This window comes from Anaerolineae bacterium (genome assembly GCA_013178015.1).
Lineage (GTDB): Bacteria > Chloroflexota > Anaerolineae > DRVO01 > DRVO01 > Ch71.
Genome location: JABLXR010000009.1, coordinates 63,682 through 86,930 on the forward strand (window position 1 = coordinate 63,682; position 23,249 = coordinate 86,930).

22 protein-coding genes are annotated in these 23,249 nt (G+C 66.3%); all 22 read right to left on the reverse strand.

Features of this window, described 5'->3' with window-relative positions; genetic code table 11:
• Positions 1 to 6 precede the first annotated feature (6 nt).
• On the reverse strand, positions 7 to 1,296 hold the full coding sequence (gene purD / locus HPY83_04945; protein ID NPV07296.1) for a phosphoribosylamine--glycine ligase: 1,290 nt from the start codon (positions 1,294 to 1,296) through the stop codon (positions 7 to 9).
• Positions 1,293 to 2,696, reverse strand: coding sequence for an amidophosphoribosyltransferase (gene purF, locus HPY83_04950; protein NPV07297.1), 1,404 nt, complete (start codon positions 2,694 to 2,696; stop codon positions 1,293 to 1,295). Before purF ends, purD begins: the two co-directional genes overlap by 4 nt.
• 33 nt (positions 2,697 to 2,729) lie before the next feature.
• The gene (locus HPY83_04955) at positions 2,730 to 3,188 is read right to left on the reverse strand and encodes an AIR carboxylase family protein (protein NPV07298.1); all 459 of its coding nucleotides are present in this window, start codon (positions 3,186 to 3,188) and stop codon (positions 2,730 to 2,732) included.
• A 61-nt stretch (positions 3,189 to 3,249) separates the two neighbouring features.
• On the reverse strand, positions 3,250 to 4,230 hold the full coding sequence (locus tag HPY83_04960) for a phosphoribosylaminoimidazolesuccinocarboxamide synthase (protein NPV07299.1): 981 nt from the start codon (positions 4,228 to 4,230) through the stop codon (positions 3,250 to 3,252).
• On the reverse strand, positions 4,227 to 5,645 hold the full coding sequence (locus tag HPY83_04965) for an adenylosuccinate lyase (GenBank protein NPV07300.1): 1,419 nt from the start codon (positions 5,643 to 5,645) through the stop codon (positions 4,227 to 4,229). Before HPY83_04965 ends, HPY83_04960 begins: the two co-directional genes overlap by 4 nt.
• 53 nt (positions 5,646 to 5,698) lie before the next feature.
• Positions 5,699 to 6,013 (reverse strand): four helix bundle protein, encoded by a 315-nt coding sequence (locus HPY83_04970; protein ID NPV07301.1) that lies wholly within the window; start codon positions 6,011 to 6,013, stop codon positions 5,699 to 5,701.
• 108 nt (positions 6,014 to 6,121) lie between these two features.
• Positions 6,122 to 6,931, reverse strand: coding sequence for a phosphoribosylformylglycinamidine synthase I (purQ, locus tag HPY83_04975; protein NPV07302.1), 810 nt, complete (start codon positions 6,929 to 6,931; stop codon positions 6,122 to 6,124).
• 2 nt (positions 6,932 to 6,933) lie between these two features.
• Positions 6,934 to 8,493, reverse strand: coding sequence for an L-aspartate oxidase (nadB, locus tag HPY83_04980; GenBank protein ID NPV07303.1), 1,560 nt, complete (start codon positions 8,491 to 8,493; stop codon positions 6,934 to 6,936).
• Positions 8,494 to 8,513: 20 nt separating this feature from the next.
• Positions 8,514 to 9,602, reverse strand: coding sequence for a quinolinate synthase NadA (gene nadA, locus HPY83_04985; protein ID NPV07304.1), 1,089 nt, complete (start codon positions 9,600 to 9,602; stop codon positions 8,514 to 8,516).
• Positions 9,603 to 9,803: 201 nt separating this feature from the next.
• A complete protein-coding gene (gene nadC / locus HPY83_04990) occupies positions 9,804 to 10,664 on the reverse strand; it encodes a carboxylating nicotinate-nucleotide diphosphorylase (protein ID NPV07305.1) in 861 nt (286 codons plus the stop codon).
• On the reverse strand, positions 10,636 to 13,539 hold the full coding sequence (purL, locus tag HPY83_04995; protein ID NPV07306.1) for a phosphoribosylformylglycinamidine synthase subunit PurL: 2,904 nt from the start codon (positions 13,537 to 13,539) through the stop codon (positions 10,636 to 10,638). Before purL ends, nadC begins: the two co-directional genes overlap by 29 nt.
• Positions 13,540 to 13,574: 35 nt before the next feature.
• On the reverse strand, positions 13,575 to 14,645 hold the full coding sequence (locus HPY83_05000) for a glucose-1-phosphate thymidylyltransferase (protein ID NPV07307.1): 1,071 nt from the start codon (positions 14,643 to 14,645) through the stop codon (positions 13,575 to 13,577).
• 109 nt (positions 14,646 to 14,754) lie between these two features.
• The gene (locus HPY83_05005) at positions 14,755 to 15,396 is read right to left on the reverse strand and encodes a CpsD/CapB family tyrosine-protein kinase (protein ID NPV07308.1); all 642 of its coding nucleotides are present in this window, start codon (positions 15,394 to 15,396) and stop codon (positions 14,755 to 14,757) included.
• A gap of 17 nt (positions 15,397 to 15,413) precedes the next feature.
• Positions 15,414 to 16,196 carry a hypothetical protein gene (locus tag HPY83_05010; GenBank protein NPV07309.1) on the reverse strand — a complete coding sequence of 261 codons (783 nt, stop codon included), beginning with the start codon at positions 16,194 to 16,196 and terminating at the stop codon, positions 15,414 to 15,416.
• Between the two features lie 87 nt (positions 16,197 to 16,283).
• On the reverse strand, positions 16,284 to 17,060 hold the full coding sequence (locus HPY83_05015; protein ID NPV07310.1) for a glucose 1-dehydrogenase: 777 nt from the start codon (positions 17,058 to 17,060) through the stop codon (positions 16,284 to 16,286).
• Between the two features lie 44 nt (positions 17,061 to 17,104).
• Positions 17,105 to 17,836 carry a sulfite exporter TauE/SafE family protein gene (locus HPY83_05020; protein ID NPV07311.1) on the reverse strand — a complete coding sequence of 244 codons (732 nt, stop codon included), beginning with the start codon at positions 17,834 to 17,836 and terminating at the stop codon, positions 17,105 to 17,107.
• Positions 17,833 to 19,116: a dihydroorotase family protein gene (locus HPY83_05025; protein ID NPV07312.1), complete on the reverse strand. Its 1,284-nt coding sequence runs from the start codon at positions 19,114 to 19,116 to the stop codon at positions 17,833 to 17,835. Before HPY83_05025 ends, HPY83_05020 begins: the two co-directional genes overlap by 4 nt.
• Entirely contained in the window at positions 19,113 to 19,880 is a 768-nt protein-coding gene (locus HPY83_05030; GenBank protein NPV07313.1) for a dihydroorotate dehydrogenase electron transfer subunit, read from the reverse strand. Before HPY83_05030 ends, HPY83_05025 begins: the two co-directional genes overlap by 4 nt.
• Positions 19,877 to 20,854, reverse strand: coding sequence for a dihydroorotate dehydrogenase (locus HPY83_05035; GenBank protein NPV07314.1), 978 nt, complete (start codon positions 20,852 to 20,854; stop codon positions 19,877 to 19,879). The genes HPY83_05030 and HPY83_05035 overlap by 4 nt, the downstream gene beginning before the upstream one ends.
• On the reverse strand, positions 20,851 to 21,453 hold the full coding sequence (gene pyrE / locus HPY83_05040; protein NPV07315.1) for an orotate phosphoribosyltransferase: 603 nt from the start codon (positions 21,451 to 21,453) through the stop codon (positions 20,851 to 20,853). The genes HPY83_05035 and pyrE overlap by 4 nt, the downstream gene beginning before the upstream one ends.
• Positions 21,450 to 22,259 (reverse strand): orotidine-5'-phosphate decarboxylase, encoded by an 810-nt coding sequence (pyrF, locus tag HPY83_05045; GenBank protein ID NPV07316.1) that lies wholly within the window; start codon positions 22,257 to 22,259, stop codon positions 21,450 to 21,452. The genes pyrE and pyrF overlap by 4 nt, the downstream gene beginning before the upstream one ends.
• Before the next feature lie 9 nt (positions 22,260 to 22,268).
• Entirely contained in the window at positions 22,269 to 23,201 is a 933-nt protein-coding gene (pyrB, locus tag HPY83_05050; GenBank protein NPV07317.1) for an aspartate carbamoyltransferase, read from the reverse strand.
• Between the last annotated feature and the right edge of the window lie 48 nt (positions 23,202 to 23,249).

Sequence of the window (23,249 nt, forward strand, 5' to 3'; positions counted from 1 at the left end):
CACGTGTCAATCACACTCTGGCCTCGGCGTGTAAGCCAGGCCCTTAGCCCCGATGTCGGTGCGGTAGTAGGCACCCGGGAAGCAGATGGCCTCCACCCCTTCGTAGGCAGTGGTGATGGCAGCACTGAGGTCGGGCCCCGTGGCCGTGACGCCTAGAACGCGTCCCCCCGCGGTTACCAGGCGACCGTCGCGGATGCGGGTGCCGGCATGGAAGACTAGACAACCCCGGCGCTCGGCTTCTTCGATGCCATCAATGGGGTACCCCGTCTCGTACGGGCCCGGGTACCCGCCTGACGCCATCACTACGCACACGCAGGCGCCCGCGTGCCAGGATACGGCCGTCGAATCCAGATGGCCCCGGGCCGACTGCAGGCACAGCTCTGCCAGGTCGGCATCGAGCAGGGGCAGCAGTGCCTGGGCCTCGGGATCGCCGAACCGGCAGTTGAATTCCAGCACCTTGAGGCCGTCGTCGGTCAGTATGAGCCCGGCGTACAGGACTCCGCGATAGGGCCGGCCCTCGGCTTGGAGGCCGGCCACCGCCGGCTCGATGGCCCTCTGCACTGCTTCCGCCTGAAGCTCGGAAGTGAGGATACCCGCCGGGGCGAAGGCGCCCATGCCGCCGGTGTTGGGGCCCTTGTCCCCGTCATAGATGGGCTTGTGGTCCTGGGCCGGGAGCATGGCCGCGACGCGCTCCCCGTCGGTGAAGGCAAGGAGGGATACTTCCTGCCCGCAGAGGCGCTCCTCCACTACCACCCGCCGCCCGGCCTCTCCGAACTCCTGTTCCACCATGGTGGCGCGCAAGGCCTGTTGGGCCTCGTCCATGCTGTCGCACACGATGACGCCCTTCCCTGCAGCCAGTCCGTCCGCTTTGATCACCGGCGGAGATGGGAGGGAGCGAACGTAAGCGCGTGCTTGCTCGTAGTCGCTGAAAGCGCGAAAGCTGGCGGTGGGTATCCCGTGCCGGGCCATGAACTCCTTGGCGAAGACCTTGGACGTCTCGATGGCGGCGGCTGCACGCGAAGGCCCGAAGGCGGCGAGGCCAGCCTCGGTGAGCGCATCGGCCAGCCCCGCCGCCAGAGGCGCCTCCGGGCCGATCACGGTGAGGTCCACCTGGCGCTCGCGGGCCAAGCGGACCAGCCCTTGCACGTCGTTGGGCTGCACCTGGACGTTCTCACCTAGCGAGGCCGTACCAGGGTTGCCGGGAGCGATAAGCAGTTCGCTCACCGAGGGAGACTGCGCCAGCTTCCAGGCCAAGGCGTGCTCTCGTCCACCTGAGCCCACCACCAGGACTCTCATTGAAGCGCCTCGTATGCCATCTTGTTCTGCTCCGGCTCGAGCTCCACGGGGTAGGACCCGGTGAAGCAGGCACGACAGAAGGGGCCGTGCGGCTGTCCGGTGGCGGCGATCATCCCCTCGACGGACAGATAGGCCAAGCTATCGGCGTGAATGTGCTTGCGGATGTCCTCCACCGACCTCTGGGCCGCAATCAACTCCTCATACGTGGCCATGTCCACCCCCATGAAGCAGGGGTGACGAAGAGGGGCAGAGGAGATGCGTACGTGCACCTCCTGGGCCCCGCCGTCGCGCAACAAGTCCACGATGCGCCCGGTAGTGCTACCCCGGACGATGCTGTCGTCCACCACAACCACCTTCTTGCCCCTGAGGTTGTCCGGCAAAGGGTTCATTTTCAGGGCAATGCCCACCCGCCGGAGTCGGTCGTCGGGCTGAATGAAGGTGCGCCCGATGTACCGGTTCTTCGTGAGCCCTTCGTTGAACGGTATGCCGCTGGCGTGGGCGTAACCGATGGCGGCGGCGGTGGCCGAGTCGGGCACGCCGATGACGACGTCAGCGTCCACGGGATGCTCACGTGCCAGTTCGGCCCCCAGTTGCTGGCGCACCGTGTGCAGCAGCCTGCCATTGAGGACGCTATCCGGCCGGGCAAAGTAGATGAACTCGAAGATGCAGAGCGATGGCTGCTCTGGCTGGCGCCCACGGACGCTGGCGACCCCGTTCTGGTCCACGCGCACTATCTCCCCGGGGTCTATCTCCCGAATGAACTCGGCGCCCACCGTGGCGAGGGCGCAGGATTCGGAGGCGATGACCCAGCCGTCTGGCACCCGGCCCAGGCACAGGGGACGGAAGCCATGCGGATCGCGCACGCCGTAGAGGGCATCGCGGGTGAGGATGGTCAGGGAGTAGGCGCCTTCCGCTCGGGCCATGAAGGAGCGCAGGCGGTCGGTCCAGTTGTCGCCTGCCCCTCCGGCGATCATCTGGGTGATGACCTCGCTGTCGCAGGAGGTGGTGAGGCCGACGCCCTTCTGCAGCAGTTCGCGCCGCAAGGTGCCCGTGTTGACCAGGTTGCCGTTGTGGGCCACCGCCAGCGGCCCCAGAAAGGACTCGAGAACGAACGGCTGGGCGTTCACCAGGCGCGAGGAGCCCTTGGTGCTGTACCGGTTGTGGCCGATGCCGATGTGCCCGGTGAGAGGCCGTAGGTTGTCCTCATTGAACACCTGCAACACCAGGCCCATCGCCTTATGTATGCGCACTGAGCGCCCATCCGACACAGCTATGCCGGCACTCTCCTGGCCGCGATGCTGCAGAGCGCTCAGCCCGAAGAACACGGTGCGAGCCACATCGGTGCCCGGCACGAAGGCGCCAAACACGCCGCAGCTCTCACGGGGCCTGTCAAGATTCATCGCATTCCTGCCTGGAGGACGGCGCGGCTCCGGCTACGACCCGCGCAACCGCCTGTCGTCCTCAATGATTCGATTCTCGTTCTCACGCTGTTCCTTCCGCACTGTCTCGGCCAGTGACGCCTGGCCCAATCCCAATATCTTGGCTGCGGCCAGGGCGGCATTGCCCGGCTCCAATACCACCAGCGGCGCGACCCCGCCTGGCATCCGCAGAGAGGAGTATATGTCCGCCCCACCGAAGGAGTCCGACACGGGTGGGCAGGTGATGACCGGAGCCGACACCGAGGCGTCAACCAGGCCACCGAGGGCGTTCGAGCGCCCGGCCACGGTGATGTATACCCTGTTGCCGCCCTGCTCTTCGTAGCGGGCCAGCACCTCCAGCAGGTGGCGGACGCTCTTGTGAGCGGAGGCGACTCTCATCTCCACCTCTACGCCCCAGGACACAAGGGGGGCCCGGATTCTCTCAGCGTGGTCTCTATCCGACGCTGATCCCATGATGATGATGGCTCTGCTCGGCACTGATCCTTGCCTCTAATTGTTCTGGGTGGGTGACAGGTCAGGCGCTCAAGATGCCCGCCCTGCGCAGCGAGTCCCTGATCCTGTCCTCAGCGGGGTATCGAGCGGGTTCGAAGGCCGCTCCTGTGATGGCCTCATAAACCTGTACGTACCGCTGGGCGGCGGCTACCACCAGATCATCCCCCATCGGGGGAGGATCACCTTCTCCCCGGTATCCCTGTTCTGAGTACCAAAGGCGCACAAACTCTTTGTCCAGGTTCTCGGGCTCTAGCTCTTGGTCCACTCGCTCCTGGTAGCTCTCGGCCTTCCAGAACCGAGACGAGTCAGGTGTGTGGACCTCGTCTATGACCACAATCTGCCCACCCACCCGGCCAAACTCGTACTTGGTATCTACCAGTATTATACCAGCTTGCTGGCAGATTTCCTGTCCGCGAGCGAAGAGGCGGAGGGCGCTCTCCACGATAGCTCTCCAGTCGTCTTCGGACACGAGGCCGCGCTCGACGATCTCGGCTGGGGTGATGCGCTCGTCGTGACCGCCCGGACCGGTGGCGCGGGTGGTGGGGGTGATGACAGGCTCGGGAAGGGCCTGGTTCTTCCTCAAGCCCTCCGGCAGTCGGATGCCGTACATCTCCCGCTGGCCCCGCTCGTAGCTGTACCAGAGCGAGGTGGTGGTGACCCCGGTAATGTAGCCGCGCACTACCACTTCCACCGGGAAGGGCTTGCTCTCCCGGGCGAGCATCACGTTGGGGTCGGGAGTGTCCAGCATGTGGCTGGGCACAACGTCCTCCAGGGCTTCGAACCAGAAGCGGCTGAGCTGGTTAAGCACCTGACCCTTGTACGGCACCACGCCGAGCACCCGGTCGAAAGCCGAGAGGCGGTCCGTGGTGATGAGCACCCGCCGGTCGCCCACGACGTAGCTGTCGCGCACCTTGCCGCGCTGCACTGGCCCCAGCTCGGGCAAGTCCATAGCCCGCAGGGCGTGGGGCTGCACATCCAGGATTGTCTCGCGGGTCGGGATCATGGTTTTCGGCCTCCCTGGTCCAAGTAGCGTTCGACTGCATCGGCCAGGCCAAGCGCCCAGCGTTCTGCCTCACCTACGTGATCGGTGGATTCCATGAGCGAAAGCACCCGCTCCGGGGCAAGGTAGCGGGTCAGGCGCTCGTCTTCCGCCAGGCGGCCTCCCAGGCGGTTGGGGCCTCCCTCTTGAATCTCAGCCCAGGTAGCCATGGCGTGCTCCCGGATGACCTCGTGCATCTGCTGCCGATCAGCGCCCGCGCGAACGGCTTCCATCAGGACCACTTCGGTGGCGGCAAAGGGCCCGTATATGTCCAGGTTGCGCCGGATGGCCTCCGGTCGGATGACCAGGCCTTGAACGAGGCGCGCCACCAGACTGAGCACGTGATCGGTGGCTAGGAAGGCATTGGGCAGGGTGACGCGGCGGTTGGCAGAGTCGTCCAGCGTACGCTCCAGCAAGCAGTTAGCGGCGTCGTCCCAAAGCACAGCTGGAAGGCTGGAGACGTAGCGAGCCAGGCTACACACCGTCTCGGAGGAGACCGGGTTGCGCTTAAAGGGCATGGCTGACGATCCCACCTGATGCCGGCCGAAAGGCTCGCTCCACTCGCCCACCGGGGGAGACTGCAGAAGCCGCAGGTCGAAGGCGAACTTGTGAGCGGAACAGCAGATGCCCGACAGCACCTCCACCACCGCCAGGTCCTGCTTGCGGGGGTACACTTGGCTGGCCACGGGATAGGATGCCAAACCCAGGTCCTCCATGACCCAGGCCTCCAGCTGATCGGCAGTGATGCCCGTGCCTTCCAGCAAGCGGCGGTAGGAGGCGGCCGTGCCCACGGCGCCCTTCAAACCCTTGCCCCGCAGTCGGGCCAGGAGCCCGTCGAGCGCCTGGAGGTCAGTGAGGAAGTCTTGGGCGTACTGACTGAGCCGATAGCCGACGGTGGTAGGCTCCGCCGGCTGGATGTGGGTGAAGCCCATGCAGACGGAGCCCGCCTGGTCTCGGATGCAGGCCACAAGCCGATGCAGCACGGTTGCTAGACGGTGGCGGATGAGGTCGAGGGCCTGCTTCAGGCGCAAGACATCGGCATTGTCCTCGATGTCCATGCTAGTGGCGCCCAGGTGGATCTTCCCGCCACCCACCGGGCACTGCTCTGCGTACACGCGGATCTCGGCCATGAGGTCGTGCCGGATCTCTCGTTCGATGCTCTCGGCCCGCTCGATGTCTATGTCGTCCTGATGCCGGCGTATGTCCTCTAGTTCCTCCGGCGATACCAAGCCAGCCCGGGCCTGGGCCGAGGCCAAAGCCACCCACACGCGCCGCCACAGGCGCCGTTTGTTGGCCTCGGACCACAGCGCGCGCATCTCCGGGCTGCCGTAGCGCCAGGTGAAAGGGGAGAGGTAGGTCTCGTGGGTGAAGCTCTGCACCTATGCTTGCCCCTTGGTGAATGGTGAATAGTAGACAGCGGACAGCGGGCTGGTCAGCGACGTAACGCTCTGGCCAGTCCTATCAGCAGTTGGCTGACCTCTTCGCAGTGGTTCAGCGCGCATTGAGCGGCTCCCTCCGAGGGGAAGCCGAAGCTCAGGCGCAGCATCGTGAGCGCCTCCAGTTCGGCGAGAGAACCACGGGCATCGCCCGGAAAGTGCAGGCATTCCCGTGTCCCGTGTCGTGCCTGGCCCTCGGCGATGTTGGCCGGGAGCGACACCGCTGCTCGGGCCAACTGCGCCCGCAGACCGTAGGTCTCTTCTCTGGGCAGCTCGGAGAGGAGGCGATGGATCGTCGCGGCTGCAGCCATGGATTCCTGCCAGCCCATTAGGTCCCTGTAGCTCTGCAGCGGTGCCATGGGACTTCAGTGCCTTCGTGCCCGCTGCCAGCTGCCCACTAGCCACTATCCGCCATCCGCCTAGAACTGCGCGGCGTAGCGGATGCCATTGACGAAGAGAGGCAAGCCACTGCCGCCAGCCTCCCCGCGAGTCCAGCGTGGGTGCTGTTGCCCAAATACATGGTCTTCCGGATGAGGCATGAGCCCGAATACGTTGCCCCGCGAGTTGCAGATCCCGGCGATCCCATCCACAGAGCCGTTGGGGTTACCGGGGTAGCCCACCGGCTCGCCCCGCTCGTTGCTGTAGGTGAGCGCGACCAAACCCTCCCGATGCAACCGGTGACGCACTTCCTCGTCGAGAGGGATGAAACGTCCCTCCCCGTGGGCGACCGGGCAGTACACCAATGCCTCGAGGCCCTGGGTAAAGATGCAGGGACTAGCCGGGTTGGGTCGGAGGTAGACCCAGCGGCACTCGAATCGGTTGGAGGCGTTGGTGGCCAGGGTGGCGAGTTGTCGTCCGGCCGGCCCTGGAAGCAGCCCGGCTTTCACCAGAGCCTGGAACCCGTTGCAGATGCCCAAGATGGGTCTGCCCGACTGGGCGAAGGAGCTCAAGCCCTCGCCCAGCTCTTGGCTTAGCCCAGCCCCAAGCACGCGTCCTCCCAGGGAATAGAGCAGGTCGGTGGCTAGGACACGCCCGGCGCCCAGGTCGTCGCCGTAAGAGAAGCCACCCGGGAGCAGCAGCATCTGGTAGTCGCCCAGGCGTCGCTCGCCCTGGCGAAGCTGATTGATGTGCACCACCTCGGGTTCCCCTCCGGCTTCACGGCAGGCCACGACGGCATCGCGGTCGCGATTGGTGCCGGAGGCCACCAGAATGAGCACGCGAGGCTTCATGGTCAGTCCTCGCGGTAATGGGCGCCGACGCTGCGGCGGTCTTCCCAGGCGGCGGAAGCCACCAGGATCGCTGTCTCGACGCTGTTGCGCAGCCCAATGAGGCTGTCACTCAGACGGGCGCGTCGGTAGAAGCGGCTGATCTCGGAGCGGAGCTGGGTCAGATCGTCCATGGCCCGCTCCAGCCGCCTCTGGCTGCGTACCAACCCCACATAGTTCCACATGATGTACTTGATGGTGGTCAGGTCTTGGGCGATGAGAGCCGGGTCCACCCGTTCCACCAGCCCAGGATCCTCCCAGGGGGGTATGTCTTCGGGCTGTACCGGTAAGCCGTCGAGGCTGCGCAGGGCATCTTCGGCAGCGCGATGCCCCCAGACCAGCCCCTCGAGCAGCGAGGCGCTGCCAAGGCGGTTGGCGCCATGCACCCCGGTGCAGGAGACCTCGCCGGCGGCGTAGAGGTTGCGGATGCTGCTCCGGCCTTCCGAGTCCACCCAGACGCCGCCGATGAAGTAGTGAGCGGCAGGGACGACCGGTATGAGCTCTTGGGTGATGTCCACGCCGTACTGGAGGGCATTCTCATAGATGTACGGAAACCGGGCCCGGATCTGATCTGCCGACAGGTGCGACCTGAGGTCCAGGTACACGTGCGAGGCACCGGTGGCCAGCATCTCGTAGTGGATGCTGCGGGCCACCACGTCGCGCGGGGCGAGGTCCTTCCACTCGGGAGCGTACCGCTCCATGAAGGCCTCGCCCTTCTGGTTTACCAGGCGAGCCCCGGCGCCTCGGACCGTCTCGGAGACCAGGAACTGGGCTTTGCCCTGGTAGTAGAAGGCAGTAGGGTGGAACTGGATGAACTGGGCATGGAGGATGCGAGCCCCAGCCCGAGCCGCCATCGCCACGCCGTCGCCCCGAGCGATGGGCGGATTGGTGGTGTGAAGGTAGATCTGGCCCACGCCGCCAGTGGCTAGGATGGTCTTCTTAGCCAGGATGGTGATGATCTCTCCCCGCCGCTGGTCGAACACGTAGGCGCCGACACAGGTCAGCGGCTGGTAGGCATGGAGAGGGTTGAGCGAGTGGTGAGACAGGGTGAGCAGGTCCACCGCCGTGTGCTCGGACAGGAGGGTGATGTTGGGCTGCGAGGAGAGGGCGTCTACGAGCTTCTCCTCGATGGCGCGGCCGGTGGAGTCCTCCACGTGGAGGATGCGCTCGGTCGAATGGGCGGCCTCGCGAAGATACTCCAGGCCGTTGTCGGGACCGGTGTCGAAAGGCACTCCCAGCTTCTGATGCAGGAACTGCTCCACCAGTCGGGGGCCCTCGTGTATCAGGAGCTCCACCGCTTCTGGATTGTTGATGCCGGCGCCTGCCCGGTAGAGGTCCTCGGCCAGCAGCCCAGCGGAGTCGGCCGGCCCGCGCCCTATGATGCCGCCCTGGGCGTAGTAAGTGTTGGCTTCACGGGGGTCGCTGGCGGCAGAAACGATCGTGACCTTCGCTCCCCCCATCTCGGCCAAACGCAGGGCGGCGCTACCGCCGGCGATACCGCTGCCGATTATGAGAACGTCGGTGATGAGTTGGTCGCTACGGGCGCTCACCGCATCTCCAGCATCCGCTCCAGCGCTCGCCTGGCATCAGCAGCTACGTTGGGTGGGACCGTAGTCACGTTCACCGGATCGCCGACGGCCAGGTGTTCCAGCGAGAAGCAGAGGTTGTATATGTCGGTGCGGGCCATGGCCACGCAGCCCGACCGTCGCAGGGGGAGCACCGTCCTGTCGGGGTGCTCTTTGTCCAGTCGGAGGACAAGGTGCAGCTCGGTGCCCACGGCGATGACGGCACCGGGCTCTGCCTCCTCCACGTAGCGCACTATGTAGGCGGTGGAGCCGGCGGCGTCCGATGCCTGCACCACTTCAGGGGTGCATTCCGGGTGCACCACCACCTGCACCCCCGGGTGGTCCCTTCTCACCCGCTCCACGTCCTCCACCTGGAACCGACGGTGGACGCTGCAATAACCATCCCAGGCCACCAGGACGACACGGTCGGGGTCCTCTGCCTCCAAGACGTCGTCGGAGCGGTTCCAGATAGCGATCTGGTCTTGAGAGTAGCCTAGGGCCAGCCCTGAGTTGGTGGCCAGGTATCGGTCAGGGGCGAATAGCACCCGGCGCCCTTCGCTTAGGCCCCAGCGGATGGCGGCCTGAGCGTTGGACGAGGTGCAGACGGCACCTCCATTGCGGCCGCAGAAGGCCTTCACAGCTGCGCTGGAGTTCTGGTACACCAGAGGGACCAAGCTGCCCTTGCCCCAGATGTCCTCAAGGCGATTCCAGGCGAACTCAAGGCCTCCGAGGTCGGCCATGCCCGCCATGGGACAGGGGGCATCGCCAGCCGGCAGGATGACTGTCTGATCGGGGCTGCAGAGGATGGCGGCGCTCTCCGCCATGAAGTCCACCCCACAGAATACGATGTAGGGGGCGTCGTGGCCGGCGGCAATGCGGGAGAGCTCCAGCGAGTCGCCCCGGAAGTCCGCGAACTCCATTATCTCATCGGTCTGATAGTGGTGCGCCAACACAACCGCGCTGGGCCCCAGGGCTCGACGGGCGGTCCAGGCGCGGCCGCGCACCTCCTCGACGTCCAGCGCGCGGTATTCGCGCGGTGTGTCTAGCGGACGCACTGTGTGCACTGACATCTGTCTATTCCTCGGTAACTCAGTGGCTCGGCCAGAAGCACGGCCGCAGCGCGCCAACGCGCTCCCATGACGTGCGGTGTACGGTGTCCAGTGGTCAGGACGCTGGCCAACGGCGCAGTTCTTGTCAACAACTCTGCCACGTAGCCATAGGGCACCCGAGCCTGTTCGCCGGTCGTCCACTGCCCACCATCGGCTCTAGGCTCAGGACGGAGATGGGCTGCTCTCCACTATGTCCAGGCTAATATCGAGCGCCTTCACCGAATGAGTCAAGGCGCCCACCGAGATGAAATCCACGCCGGTGGCTGCGATCGCGGCCACGCTTTCCAGAGTCACACCGCCGGATGCCTCGAGCGGGACGCGGCCACCGGCCAGCCGCACCGCCTGTTCCATGATAGGCACCGGCATGTTGTCCAGCAGTATCCGATCCACGCCGAGGCTCAGGGCCTCCTGCAACTGCTCGAGAGTGGTGACCTCCACCTCGACGGGCAGTCCCAGGGTATTGTGCTCATTGACTGCCTGCACGGCCGCGGTCACCCCTCCGGCAGCGGCGATATGGTTGTCCTTGATCAGTACCATGTCGAAGAGGCCGAACCGATGGTTCCGCCCGCCACCGGCGACCACGGCCGCCTTGTCTAGATGCCGCAAGCCAGGGGCCGTCTTGCGCGTGTCCAGAATGACGGCACCCGTGCCCCGGACGGCATCCACATAGGCGCGAGTGGCCGTGGCGATGCCGGAAGCGCGCTGGAGGAAATTCAGTGCCGTCCGCTCGGCGGCCAGCACCGCCCGCGTCGGCCCGTCCACCTCTCCGAACTCCTGCCCCGCCGAAACGCGGTTGCCATCGTTGACCCAGAAAGCGCAGCGGCAGTCAGGATCGGTGAGGGCGAAGACCATCTCGGCTGCCTCAAGGCCCGCGACTACTCCCTCTTCCTTGGCCACAAAGACGGCCCGCGAACGGCTACTCGCGGGCAGAGTCCAGATGCTGGTGTAGTCCCCCGGGCCGATGTCCTCGGCCAGGGCGAGGCGTACGGCATGCTCAAGGGCCGATCGGTGCTGGGTTGACATATGACTGATCCGACCAGGCACGCAAAAGATCAGCGACGGAGGCTTCCAGGGCAAGCTCCCCGGCCAGGCCTGTGACTGTCAGGAAGGGGCGGGCAGTCACGGTGCCTACGAGAGCGAAGGGCAAGTCTGCCAACTGCGCCTCGAAGGCCAAGGAAGCCTCCGGTGCCACCTCTACCAGGTAGCGCGAGTTGCTCTCGGCGAAGAGGGCGAGGTCTGTTCGCTTGACGTCATCGTCCAACGCTATACCCTTCAATTCTAACTCGAGGCCCAGGTTTCCGGCAATGCACATCTCAGCTGCCGCCACCGCCAGACCACCCTCGGCACAGTCGTGGCAGGAGCGGACCAGCCCCATCCGCAGGCAGCGGTGTAGAGCACGGGCCAACTCCAGCCCCTGGGGAGCCGCCTGCGGTGGCCCACCCCAGTCCTGGCCCAGCACCAGACCATAGTGAGAGCCGCCCAGCTCATTGCGGGTGCGGCCCAGGAGGTACAAGCGGTTGCCGGGCTGCTTCAGGTCCATGGTGACGGCCCTTCGCACGTCCGGCACGATCCCAAGGGAGGAGATGAGCAAAGTGGGGGGTATGGAGATGCGTCGGCCGGTGGTTCCGTCGGTGTACTCGTTGTTGAGGCTGTCCTTGCCGGAGATGAAAGGGGCGCCAAAGGCCAGGGCACCATCGTAGCAGCCCTTGGCTGCCCGGACGAGATCGCCGAGGCGGTCGGGCAGGTTAGGGTTGCCCCAGCAGAAGTTGTCCAAGAGGGCGATCTGATCCGGGTCAGCGCCCACACACACCACGTTCCGGATCGCCTCGTCAATGACCGACACCGCCATGGCGTACGGGTCGAGGGCACTGTAACGGGGGTTGATGCCGCAGCCTAAGGCGATTCCCTTCCAGCAATCGCTGGCGTAGGTGGGGCGCAGCACGGTGGCGTCGGACGGCCCGTCGAGCACACCCACGAGGGGCTTCAGAACGGTGGCCGCCTGGACCTCGTGGTCGTAGCGACGGATGGCCCCTTCTTTGGAGGCGATGTTGGGGCAGCGCAGGAGTTGCAGCAGCACGCCATTCAGATCGCTGGGAGCGGTGGGAGGATCGCCGCGGACGATGGGCTGCTGCCACACGCCCCGCAGGTGCCGACGGGGCAGACCATCGTGGAGGAAGCCCATATCCAGGTCCGCCACTACCTTACCCCGATAATGAACTCGCAGCCGCCGGTCGTCGGTGAAGTGGCCGATTACGGTCATCTCCACGTCCAGTTGCCTGCAGATGGCCTCGAGGGCGGGGATGTTCTCCGGGGGCACAGCCAGGACCATGCGCTCCTGAGCCTCGGAAAGCCAGATCTCCCACGGGTCCAGCCCCGGGTACTTGAGGGGGGCGTGAGCTAGCTCCACCGACACGCCCGTCTCTTCGCCCATTTCCCCCACAGCGGAGGAAAGACCGCCGGCGCCGCAGTCTGTAATGGCGTGGTAAAGCCGCCGGTCGCGGGCCTGCATGATGGCCTCGAGCATCTTCTTCTCGGTGATCGGGTTGCCGATCTGCACCACCGACCCGACTGTCTCTCCCGTGTCGTGAGCCAACTCGGCGGAGGAGAAGGTGGCGCCGTGCAGCCCATCCCGGCCGATGCGTCCCCCCATCATCACGACTGCGTCACCCGGCACCACCCGCCTAGGGTGAAGCCCTTTGGGGGCGATGCCGACGCAGCCGCAGTACACCAGGGGGTTGGCTAGATAGCCATCGTCGAACAGGATGGCGCCATTGACGGTGGGGATGCCCATCTTGTTGCCGTAGTCCTCGATGCCGGCCACTACCCCGCTGAAGATGCGCCTAGGATGCAGGACTCCTTCGGGCAGGTCCTCGAAGGCCCGGTCCTGATACCCGAAGCAGAGAACGTCGGTGTTGGCGATGGGCCGGGCAGATACCCCGATGACGTCGCGGACCACGCCGCCCACGCCGGTGTTAGCTCCGCCGAAAGGCTCCAGGGCCGAGGGGTGGTTGTGAGTCTCGACTTTGAACGAGACCTCGTTATCCTGATCGAAGTCCACGATGCCAGCGTTGTCGATGAAGGCCGACCGCACCCAGGGCTTGGCAATCCTGCGCGTGGCCGAGGCGAGGTATGTCTGTAGCAGGCTCTCGATGCGCTCGCTCTTGCGCCCCTCTGCCGTCACCTCCTCGTAGTCTATGATGGCCCGGAAAGTCTTGTGTCCGCAGTGCTCGGACCAGGTCTGGGCCAGAGTCTCTAGCTCGACATCGGTGGGAGCGCGGCCCTCAGCATCGAAGTAGTCCCGGATCGCGTGCATCTCTTCTAGGCTGAGGAACAGCACTCGATCCCGGCTCAGGGCCAGGAGCTCGTCGTCCCCCAGCCCGGCAAGGGGCACCGACTGCACCCGATCGCCCGCTCCCCGCGTCGCCGGGTCCAGGTCGGGAAGGATGGATCCTAGGGCGTAGCGCTGGATGACCGGGTTGCAGAGGAGACGCTCTACCAGGGCTCGGACCTGGGGTTCCGTGATTGCCCCCGATATCGCATAGCGGGTGGCAGTAGCGGCACGGCTCAGGCCCGAGATGCCGATGCGGGCGGCAGCCATGAGCAGGCTTTCGGCCTCAGCATCGGTGACGCCCGGCAGCAGGCAGACCTCTACCTGCCAGGCGTCTCCAACCCGGGGCTCGCCGGTGGTCTCTTCCGCAGGGATCACGGAGCAGGCGGCGATGACGGGATCGCACAGCAGCTCGGCGGAGACGCGCTCGGCAGCAGCGAGGTCGAGGTCGCCGGCCAGAAAGTACAGGTCCGATACCCGGATGCTCTCCACGCCCTGGATGCCGAGGGCGGCGACGTCCGGCAGCAGGGCTCGACCGCGCCAATCCTCCAACTCGGGCCTGAGGTCCACCTGGACCCGGTAGGTCCGCGCCACCCTGCTGGCGCTCACTTGCCGATCAGCCCCACGCGGCTGTTATCGCCCAGAGTCACCTTATAGGCCTTGGGCTTGAGCGGAGAGCGAGTGACCTCGACGTTGCGGCCGATGACGCTATCCTCGATGCGCTGGTTCACTCCGTCTATGCGGGAGCCCTCCATAACGATGCTGTGCTCAATCTCGCTGTCGCGGACTTCGCAGTGATGGTAGATGCTGGTGAAGGGGCCAATGTAGGAGTTGATCACGCGCGACTCCTCCCCAATGATGGCTGGGCCCCGAATGACGCTATTGATGATTTCTGCCCCCTGCTCGATCACGACCTTGCCGATCAGTTGGGAGTCGCTGTCCACGAAGCCCTGGACGGAGGGGACAAGGTCGTCCAGGATGAGGCGGTTGGCGTCAAGGAGGTCCTCCATCTTGCCGGTATCTATCCACCATCCCTCATGCACGTGGGGGTACACTGCCAGGCCGCGGTCGATCAGATCTTGGATGGCATCGGTGATCTCCAACTCGCCCCGCCAGGAGGGCTTGATGTTCTCCACCGAGTCCAGGATGTTGTGGTCGAACATGTAGATGCCGATCAGGGCCAGGTCACTAGGTGGGTTGGGCGGCTTCTCCACCAGTCTCACGATGCGGCCATCGGCCAGCTCAGCGACGCCGAACTGACGTGGGTCAGGCACCCGCTTTAGGACTACCTGGGCATTCCAGTTGCTCTCCGAGAACTGACGGATGAGATCGCGGATGCCACCCTGGATGACGTTGTCGCCCAGGAACATGACGAAACGCGACTGGCCCAGGAAGTCTCTTGCCACCTTGACGGCATGGGCCAGGCCCAGGGGTTGGCTCTGGTGGATGTAGGTGACGCGGGCGCCCCAGCGGGAGCCATCGCCCACTGCCGCTTGGATCTCTGGGGCCGTGTCGCCCACCACGATGCCCAGGTCGGTGATGCCAGCGTCCACGACGGCGTCTATGACCCGGAAGAGCACTGGGCGATTGCCAACGGGCACCAACTGCTTGGCGCTGGTATAGGTAATGGGACGCAGTCGCGTCCCACGGCCACCACTGAGGATGAGGGCTTTCACTGCTATGCCTCCCGGGGGGCACTCAGAAGAGCGCCGTCCCTCTACGCTCTTGCCGGCGAACTGAGCAGTGGGTGACCGACGAACGCTGCGCTCGGCCGGCGAGGTCAAGCTACGGGCCGCTGAAGCCGTCGAGGACTGCCCCGATTAGGTTGGCCCCTGTACCCTCAAGCCGCGCAAGCGCGTCACGAACGGCAGAGCGGCGGGTGCGGTAGGCCGTGGTCACCAAGATCACGCCGTCCACCATCCCGGAGAGCAAACTGGCGTCCGCGGCCGGCAGTGCCGGCGGGCCGGCCAGCACCACCGCTCGCCCCGAGCCAAGCTCGGCCAGCAGGCGCGACATCGCCGGGGACCCCAGAAGCCGGGCAGGTACCTCCGCTCCTCCTCCGGCGCCGATCACCGACAACGACGGAAGGGGGCCGGGCTGGAGGCAGGTCTCGGCCGGCGTTCCGGATTCGAGGCACTGCAGCACCCCCGGTCCGTCATGCAGGTCGAGCAGGTCGTGCAGCCGCGGCGCGTGCAGGTCCAGGTCGGCTAGAACCACGGTGGTTCCTGTCTCGGCCAGAGCTAGGGCCAAGTTGGCAGCCACGGCATGCCTGTTCTCGGCCTCCGTGGGTGAGGTCACCAGCACCGTGCCCGAGGAGCCCTTAGGCATCGCCCGGTCGAGACGGGCCCGCAGCACCCGGAATGCCTCCGCGCGGGGAGAGGCGGGAGCATTCAGCATCACCAGTTCCGGCGACCGTGGCTTGTCCATGGGCTGACCTTCCCGCTCTAGAAGACGAGATAGACGAGGCTGGTCACCAGCGCCCCCAGGGCTATGCCGCCCAGGAGGGGCACTGCCCACAGGCCGGCCGTCGGGCCGAGCGCCCGCTCGGCTAAGCCTACCGACCCCTGATCCTGGGTGCGCACAAGGCCAAGAAGGGGCAGGCCCGTGTCGCGGATGACGTCTTCGGGCCGTCGGATGTAGCCGGTGTCCAGCCACTCGAGCACCACCACCAAAGCCAGTCCCGCCACCCCCCCGAGGATGCCGCCAGCCAGCGTGTTGATCTTCTTCTGGGGGCGGACTTTAACACCAGGAGTGGCAGGGCCCGACGTAAAGACGTTCACCCGATCGCGCTGATCCAGCCGATCGTTGAATGCCTGGATGTTCCAGATGAAAGTCTCTGCCATCTGCTGGCAGATCATGTTGGCGATGACGGGGTCCGGATCCTCTACCTCGATGACCAGCTGCAAGTCGGACTCGACTGCCTGCACGTTCACCTTGGCCAGAAGGGCTTCCGGCGTGAGGTCGAGAGGCTCGGGCATGTCTCGGAGGGCAGCCACGGCGGTATCGTGGGACCGGATCTGCCCGGCGTAGTTGCGCAGCATGCTCTTGACCGTCTGGGAGAGGCCCATATCCGGCCGGGCGCCGAGGGCGTTGAGTCGAATGGTAGACTGGTAGACGGGCTGCTGGGTGAGGCTGAACACGAGAGCACTTACGGCTCCCAACACCGCCGTCAGCACAACGATCCAACCTCGCTGGCGGGCTATGCGTACGTACTCACCGAGAGGCAAGGATAAGACCCCCTGAAGGCGCCGACGCAGGCGAGTGACTCTCCGAAGCCGCCGCCATGCTAGCACACGGGCAGCGGCAGCGGCAACCTACCACAGCGTGAAGCCGCCATCCACGACCAAGGTGTGGCCAGTGACGAAGGCGGAGGCCGGCGAGGCCAGGTACACCACGGCGCCGGCCAGATCGGTCGGCTCACCGATGCGCCCCATTGGCGTGGCGTCTGTCCATTGGGCCGCCCGGACAGGATCGGCTAGAAAGCCCTCGTTGAGGGGAGTACGCATGTAGCCCGGGGCGATGGCGTTGACCGTGACGCCGTGAGGGGCCCACTCGGCGGCTAGGGCTTTGGTGAGCATGACGACACCTGCCTTGGAGGCGTAGTAGGGTGCCTGGGGCACGTCGCGGTTGACGATCAGGGCCGACATCGAAGCCGTGTTGATGATCCTGCCGTAGCCGCGCTCAACCATGCCCCGGGCGAAGGCCTGGCAGCAGAGGAACACGCCGGTGAGGTTCACGCCGATCACGGCCTGCCAGTCGGCCGGGTTCATCTCCATGGAGGGGGCGCGGCGGCTAATGCCGGCGTTGTTCACCAGAATGTCCACCCGCCCGAACCGCTCCTCGGCTGCCTCCCGGGCCCGGCGCACCTGGTCGGGATCGGAGACGTCCGCCTGGACCACCAGCGCCTGCCGGCCCTCGTCCTGGATGCGCTGGGCCACGGCCTGAGCCGTGTCCCGGCGTAGGTCGACCAGGACCAGGTCGGCCCCGGCCTGGGCCAGAGCTATGGCCATGGCTTCCCCCAACCCCTGACCGGCTCCGGTGACGCAGGCGACGCGTCCGTCCAGCCGGAACGACTCCAGCACATTGTTCATACCATCCTCCCTGCGTGATGCCATGCCCCGCTTCGCTGTATGCCCTACAGGAACAGCAGCGTCAAGGCAAGTACGGCCAGGGTGCCGATGACGACTCGGCGGAAGGCGGCGACCGAGAGGCGGCCGTAGGTCCTGATGCCTGCTACGACCCCCAGCAGCAGGACGGGCAGGCCCAGGGCGAAGCGAGTGGCGATGCTGGAGGTGATGAGGCCGGCGCCCAGCATGATGATCACCCGGTACAGGTTGGAGGCGGCGAAAAAGGAGCAGAGCATGGCCTTGTAGCGGGCGCTCTCCCAGTTCTGGATGGAGGCATAGGCGATGACCGGCGGGCCGCCGATGCCGAACGCACCACCAAGGATGCCGCTGGCGAAGCCAGCCCCGAGGGCCCAGGGCCAGGACGCGAGCCGGGCGGAGCGCAGCCTGGGCGCCAACATCTGCAGACAGGCCACTAGTATCGCCACGCCCACCAGACGGCGGATGATGGTCTCATCGAGGATCACCAGGGCGTAGACCCCGAGCGGAATGCCGCCGAACATGCCCAGCACCGGCAGGAGCAGATCGCGCCAGTGGAAGTGGCGTCTGACGCTGAACAGGACGAAGCTGGTGGTCACCAGGCTGAACATGCCGATGAGGATGGAGGCGTCGCGCGCGTGGGTGAAGAAGGGCAGCAGGGCCATGGCGACCATTCCGAAGCCAAAGCCGGTCACTCCCTGGGTGAAGGCGGCCACGAAGATGCTGACGAGGGTGCCCAGCGCCATGGTCAGGTCGCCGCTCACGAAGGCCGCGGAGTGACCAGCCGGCCTCGGCCGGGGTCGGCCAGGAGCTCTCCCTCAACCATCGCGTCTTCGCCGCGAAGGATGACGCGAACTATGCGTCCTCGCACCCGCCGGCCCTGGAATGGGGACCAGCCACACTTCGTCTTGAGATCTGTGCCCAGGGCCGTTTCAGACTGGAGCTCGATCAGGGCGATGTCGGCGTGGTATCCGGGAGCCAGCCGGCCCTTGTGAGGCAGCCGGTACAAGGCGGCGGGCCGGGCGGCGGTCAGCCGCACCAGGTGAGGGAGGGACAGTCGGCCCCCCGCAACAGCATCCAGCAGCAGTGGCAGGGTAGTCTCCAGGCCGGGCACCCCGGCCGGTGGAAGGGAGCCAGACTTTTCTTCCAGGGTGTGGGGAGCATGGTCGCTGGCCACTATGTCCACCTCATCCAGCCGCTCCCACAGTGCCTCCTGGTCCTCCGGAGAACGGAGCGGAGGGTTCATGAGCGCGAGCGGTCCCAGCCGAGCTTCGTCGGTCCGGTTGAGGAAGAGGTGATGGGGGGTGACCTCGCACGTCACCGCCAAGCCCTGGGCGCGGGCCAGGCGTATGGCATCGAGCTCGGCCGCCGTACTCACGTGACAGACGTGCAGGCGGCGGCCCGTGCGCCGGGCCAGGGCGATGGCGCGAGCCACAGCCAGTTCGGCGCAGATGGGCGGGCGCCGCTCCTCTTCGCTGAAGGTACGCACGGCCTCCTCGTCTTCGGCGTGCACTGCCAGGATTCGATCCCGGGGGTAGCTCGCGAAATGGCGGTACTGGTGGGCCAGATCGGCCACCAGGAGGTCGCCCGTAGACGAACCCATGTACAGCTTCAGGCCCACGGCTCCAGCGACCTCGGTCGCCTCACCCATGTTAGCGGGCGTGGCCCCGAAGAAGAGCCCGAAGTCGCAGCAGGCTTTGGCGCGGGCCAGGTCGGCCTTGGCGGCGAAGGCGGAGAGAGAGGAAGTAGGGACGGGTGAGTTGGGCATGTCCAGGACAGTGGTGTAGCCCCCGGCCAGGGCGGCGCGAGTGCCGGTGGTGAAGTCCTCTTTGTGCTCGGCACCGGGCTCGCGGAGGTGGACGTGGGCATCCACCGCGCCGGGCAGAGCCACCAGCCCCCCGCAGTGAACGACCGTGGCTCCACTCGCCTCCAGATCCGGCCCGACGGCCACGATCCACTCGCCCTGCACCAGGATGTCGCCGGGCATCACGCCCTCGGGCGTCGCCACCAGCCCACCGCGCAAAAGGCGCAGACCGGTGCTCACAGCGGCACTCTCCTCCCGGTGGCGTTCCGAGTGAAGCGGGCGAAATCCTCGTTGTCCCTCAGTTCTTCTATATCGAACACAGGGCCGTCCCTACACACGAGCTTGTCGCCCATGGCGCACTGGCCGCAGATGCCGAAGCCACACTTCATGTATCGCTCCAGGCTGACCTGCGCCGGTACTCCCGCCTCCCAGCACATCCGAGCGACGGCGTAGAGCATAGGCTCCGGCCCGCAGGCGCACACCCGGTCGTAGCGAGTCAAGTCGTTCACCACGGCTTCAGTGACCAACCCCTGGTGCCCTGCGTCACCTCGTTCGGTAGCCAGTACGGTGGCGCACCCGATCTGGCGGAAGCGCTCCACCAGGACCAGCCCCTCGGCGGTACGGGCGCCGATGGCAAGCGTGGTGGCGATGCCGGCTTCGCAGGCGCGCCGAGCTAGAAAGTGCAGGGGCGCGGCACCGTAGCCGCCGGCCACTAGCAGGAGGTGGCTTCCCTGGACGGTGAAGGGGCGGCCGAAGGGACCTCGCCATCCCACGGGGTCACCCACCTGCTTACGATGCAGGGCGGAGGAGAAAGGGCCCACGCGAGAGACTGTGACCGTCAGCGGGTCCGGATCCATGATGCTGATGGGCTTCTCCGCCTCGCCCGGGAGCCAGAGCATGAGGAACTGCCCCGGTTCGGCCTCCAGCGATGTGTCGAGCTCGAACGTCCGGACGGTGCGGTTTTCCTGGATCACCCGGGTGATATGCGCGATCTGGGGGATCATCGGGCGCGGCGCCCTCCCTTTCCCGGGGCACCCTCGGGGAGGGCCCGTCCCCGGAGATCGGCCAGGCTACCCAGGCCGATGCGGGCCATCAGCTGCCTGAGCTCCTCCGTGATCAGCCCGAATACCTCGATCCCCCGCCGGTACACCGCCGTGCCCACGCCGACAGCGCAGGCGCCCACGCTGATCATCTCCGCCGCGTCGCGCCCGTCGCTGACGCCTCCTATGCCGATCACCGGAACGGACACAGCAGCGCAGATGTCGTACACGCAGCGGATGGCCAGAGGTCGGATGGCCGGGCCGCTCATCCCGCCCACCCGGTTGGACAGCACCGGCGTGGCCGTCTCCACGTCTACCAACATGCCGGGGCCAACGGTGTTGATGGCGCTAATGGCGTCCGCGCCGGCAGCGACGACGGCCCGGGCTACGTCCGCGATGCTGGGTACGTTGGGGGATAGCTTGACGATGACTGGTATCCTGGTGGAGCTCTTGACCCGACGGGTGACCTGGCCAGCCACATACGGGGTGGAGGAGAAGATCTGGCCGAACTCTTCCTCCACGTTGGGGCAGGAGATGTTGGCCTCGATCAAGTCGGGCTCAGCCTCTGAGATGTACCGGGCCGTGGTGCCGAAATCGTAGATGGAGTTGGCGAAGATGCTGGCGATGATGGGGACACCGGCGGGGGCCAGCATCTCTCGCGCCCGCCGTATCTCCGCCACCATAGCCTCCACCCCTGGGTTGGCCAGCCCCACCGCGTTGAGCACCCCGGCCCCATAGTCCACCACCACCGGGTTGGGGTGCCCCACCCGTGGCTTGAGGCTACAGGACTTGGTCACCACGGCACCGGCACCGGAGCGGGCCACTCGGGCCAGCACGTCGCCGCTCAGCCCCAGTACGCCGGAGGCGAGGATGGTCGGGTTGGCCAGCCGCACCCCGCAGATCTCGGTGGATAGGTCCACCTGCTCCGGTGAGATCACCCGCCCCTCGCCAGGTAATCGCGCACGGTGGCTGCCTGCTCGGCGCTGATGCGCCCCGAGACCTCCAGGACCCCCACCATCTCCCGGAGCGTGAAGAGCGAGTGCAGGGTGTAGCCCGCTGCCGCCAGCTCTTCGCGCCCTCCTTGCTGGCGGTCAATTAGCACCAGGACGTCGTGCACGCGCAGTCCCTCGCCCTCGAGCTGGCGTATGGCGTCCAGCTTCGCCCCACCGGTGGAGATCAGATCATCCACTACGAGGGCCCGCTCGCCGGCCTGGTAGATGCCCTCCACAGTGCGCCTGGCACCGTGCTCCTTCGCCTGCGGGCGGGGATAGATGAGAGGGCGGCCCATCTCCAGGCCAAGGGCCGTGCCGATGGGCAGGCCTCCGAGCGGGATGGCGGCGATACGGTCGAACTGGAGAGCGCCGGCCACCTCGGCCAGGGCGTGTGCCACCTGCCTAAGCAGGGCAGGAGAAGAGGGCACCAGCCGCAAGTCCACGTAGATGGGCGACATGAGGCCCGACTTGAGCTGGAACTGACCGAACTGGATGGCGCCCAGGCAATGCAGCCCGTCAACCAGGCGACGGAGAGAGTCGTTCACCCAGGCCTCCCCCGACGAAGGGTGCGGATTTCGTCCCGCAAGCGCATGGCGGCTTCTCGGGCGGCGGAAGCGTAGTCGGGCCCCTGCGAGGCGAAGATGATGCTACGAGAGGCGTTGATGACTGGCGGGTCGCCGGCGGCGGTTGGTCCCCACTGCAAGGCCGCCCCGAGGTCGCCACCCTGGGTGCCTATCCCGGGCACCAAGAAGGGCAGGTCGGCGGAGGCCCGGCGAACGGCACGAAGTTGGTGGGAGCGAGTGGCGCCCACCACCAATCCTATGTTCGCGTTCTCGTTCCAGTCTGTGGCCGCCTCCACCACTTTCATCCACAGGGCGTAGTGATCCTGGAGGCGGGCAGCCCCCGGGTTGGAGGTCCGGGCCACAACGTATACGCCCTTGTCGGCATAGGCAGCGAGGGGCAGCACGGCATCGTCGCCCACGTAGGGGGAGACGGTCAGTGCGTCAAAACCCCAGACCTCGAAGGCCGCGCGTGCGTATGCGGCGGCGGTAGTCCCTATGTCGCCCACCTTGGCATCCAGGATGACCGGCACTTCTTCCGGGATGACGTGGCGCAGTCTCTCCAGGCTGCGAACCCCGTCTGCACCCTCAGCCAAGTAGAAGGCGAGGTTGGGCTTGAAGCAGCAGGCGACATCGCTGGTGGCCGCGACGATGTCGCTCAGGAACCGAAACATACCGTCGTCGTGGTCCCTCAGGAGCGAGGGGAGCCTCTCTCGCACCGGGTCGAGCCCCACGCAGACCCAGGAGTCGAGCCTCTCAGCCCGCTCTCTAACTCGTCCAAAGTAGCTCACGGCGCCACCTCAGACTGCGCCGAGGACGAGGGCCAGGAGGGCCATGCGCACGTACACTCCGTTGCGGGCCTGGCGGAAGTAGGCCGCCTGTGGCAAGGCATCTACCTGGTGCGAGATCTCATCCACTCGGGGGAGGGGATGCATGACGGTGGCATTGCGGGGGGAGCGAGCGGCGAGCGCCGGGTCCACGTGGAATACGCCCTGGAACCGGTCGTAGTCCGCTGGCGAAGGGAAGCGCTCGCGCTGGATGCGGGTGAGGTAGAGCACGTCGGCCTGGCGCACGGCCTCCTCGATATCCTCCGTTTCCCGGTATTCCACCCCTGCCCGCTGCAGTTGCTGCAGCACGCGCTCGGGCATACGCAGCTCGGCGGGCGACACCAGGAGCAGCTGCACTTGGTAATGCACCAGCGCCTCTGCCAGGGAGTGAGTGGTGCGGCCGTACTTCAGGTCCCCCACGAGGGCGATGGTCTGGCCGTCCACCGAACCCCTCTCCTTCTCTATAGTGTACAGGTCGAGAAGGGCCTGGGTGGGGTGATTGCGGCTTCCATCCCCGGCGTTTATCAGGGGGATGCCGATGGCGGCCGCGGCCACGTGAGCGGCTCCGGCCTCGGGGTGCCGCATGACGATCACGTCGGCGTACTGCTCGATGGTCCGGACGGTGTCATCGATGGACTCGCCCTTGGACACGGAGCTGCTGGTCACTTCGGCCACGCTAATGACCCGGCCGCCCAGCCGGTGCATGGCTGCCTCGAAGGAAAGCCGGGTGCGGGTGCTGGGCTCGTAGAACAGCGTGGCCAGGATGTACTGCTCGAGCAGAGGGATCACCCGTTCGCGCTGGAGGCGTTCCTCGAAGTCGCGGGCCGTGGCCACGATCAGGTGGACGTCCTCCCTGGTCAGATCCGGGATCTCGATGACGTCTCTACCGGTGAGCGGGTTCGCCATGGTTCCCTCCTAGCCTCATCCCCATGCGGAGCGCGGGTGGCACGAAAA

What these genes read in the sequence shown, in the direction of transcription:
- purD (NPV07296.1), bottom strand. Translation starts at nt 1,296, where the DNA reads ATGAGAGTCCTGGTGGTGGGCTCAGGTGGACGAGAGCACGCCTTGGCC.
- purF (NPV07297.1), bottom strand. Translation starts at nt 2,696, where the DNA reads ATGAATCTTGACAGGCCCCGTGAGAGCTGCGGCGTGTTTGGCGCCTTC.
- HPY83_04955 (NPV07298.1), bottom strand. Translation starts at nt 3,188, where the DNA reads ATGGGATCAGCGTCGGATAGAGACCACGCTGAGAGAATCCGGGCCCCC.
- HPY83_04960 (NPV07299.1), bottom strand. Translation starts at nt 4,230, where the DNA reads ATGATCCCGACCCGCGAGACAATCCTGGATGTGCAGCCCCACGCCCTG.
- HPY83_04970 (NPV07301.1), bottom strand. Translation starts at nt 6,013, where the DNA reads ATGGCTGCAGCCGCGACGATCCATCGCCTCCTCTCCGAGCTGCCCAGA.
- purQ (NPV07302.1), bottom strand. Translation starts at nt 6,931, where the DNA reads ATGAAGCCTCGCGTGCTCATTCTGGTGGCCTCCGGCACCAATCGCGAC.
- nadA (NPV07304.1), bottom strand. Translation starts at nt 9,602, where the DNA reads ATGTCAGTGCACACAGTGCGTCCGCTAGACACACCGCGCGAATACCGC.
- nadC (NPV07305.1), bottom strand. Translation starts at nt 10,664, where the DNA reads ATGTCAACCCAGCACCGATCGGCCCTTGAGCATGCCGTACGCCTCGCC.
- HPY83_05005 (NPV07308.1), bottom strand. Translation starts at nt 15,396, where the DNA reads ATGGACAAGCCACGGTCGCCGGAACTGGTGATGCTGAATGCTCCCGCC.
- HPY83_05015 (NPV07310.1), bottom strand. Translation starts at nt 17,060, where the DNA reads ATGAACAATGTGCTGGAGTCGTTCCGGCTGGACGGACGCGTCGCCTGC.
- HPY83_05030 (NPV07313.1), bottom strand. Translation starts at nt 19,880, where the DNA reads ATGATCCCCCAGATCGCGCATATCACCCGGGTGATCCAGGAAAACCGC.
- pyrB (NPV07317.1), bottom strand. Translation starts at nt 23,201, where the DNA reads ATGGCGAACCCGCTCACCGGTAGAGACGTCATCGAGATCCCGGATCTG.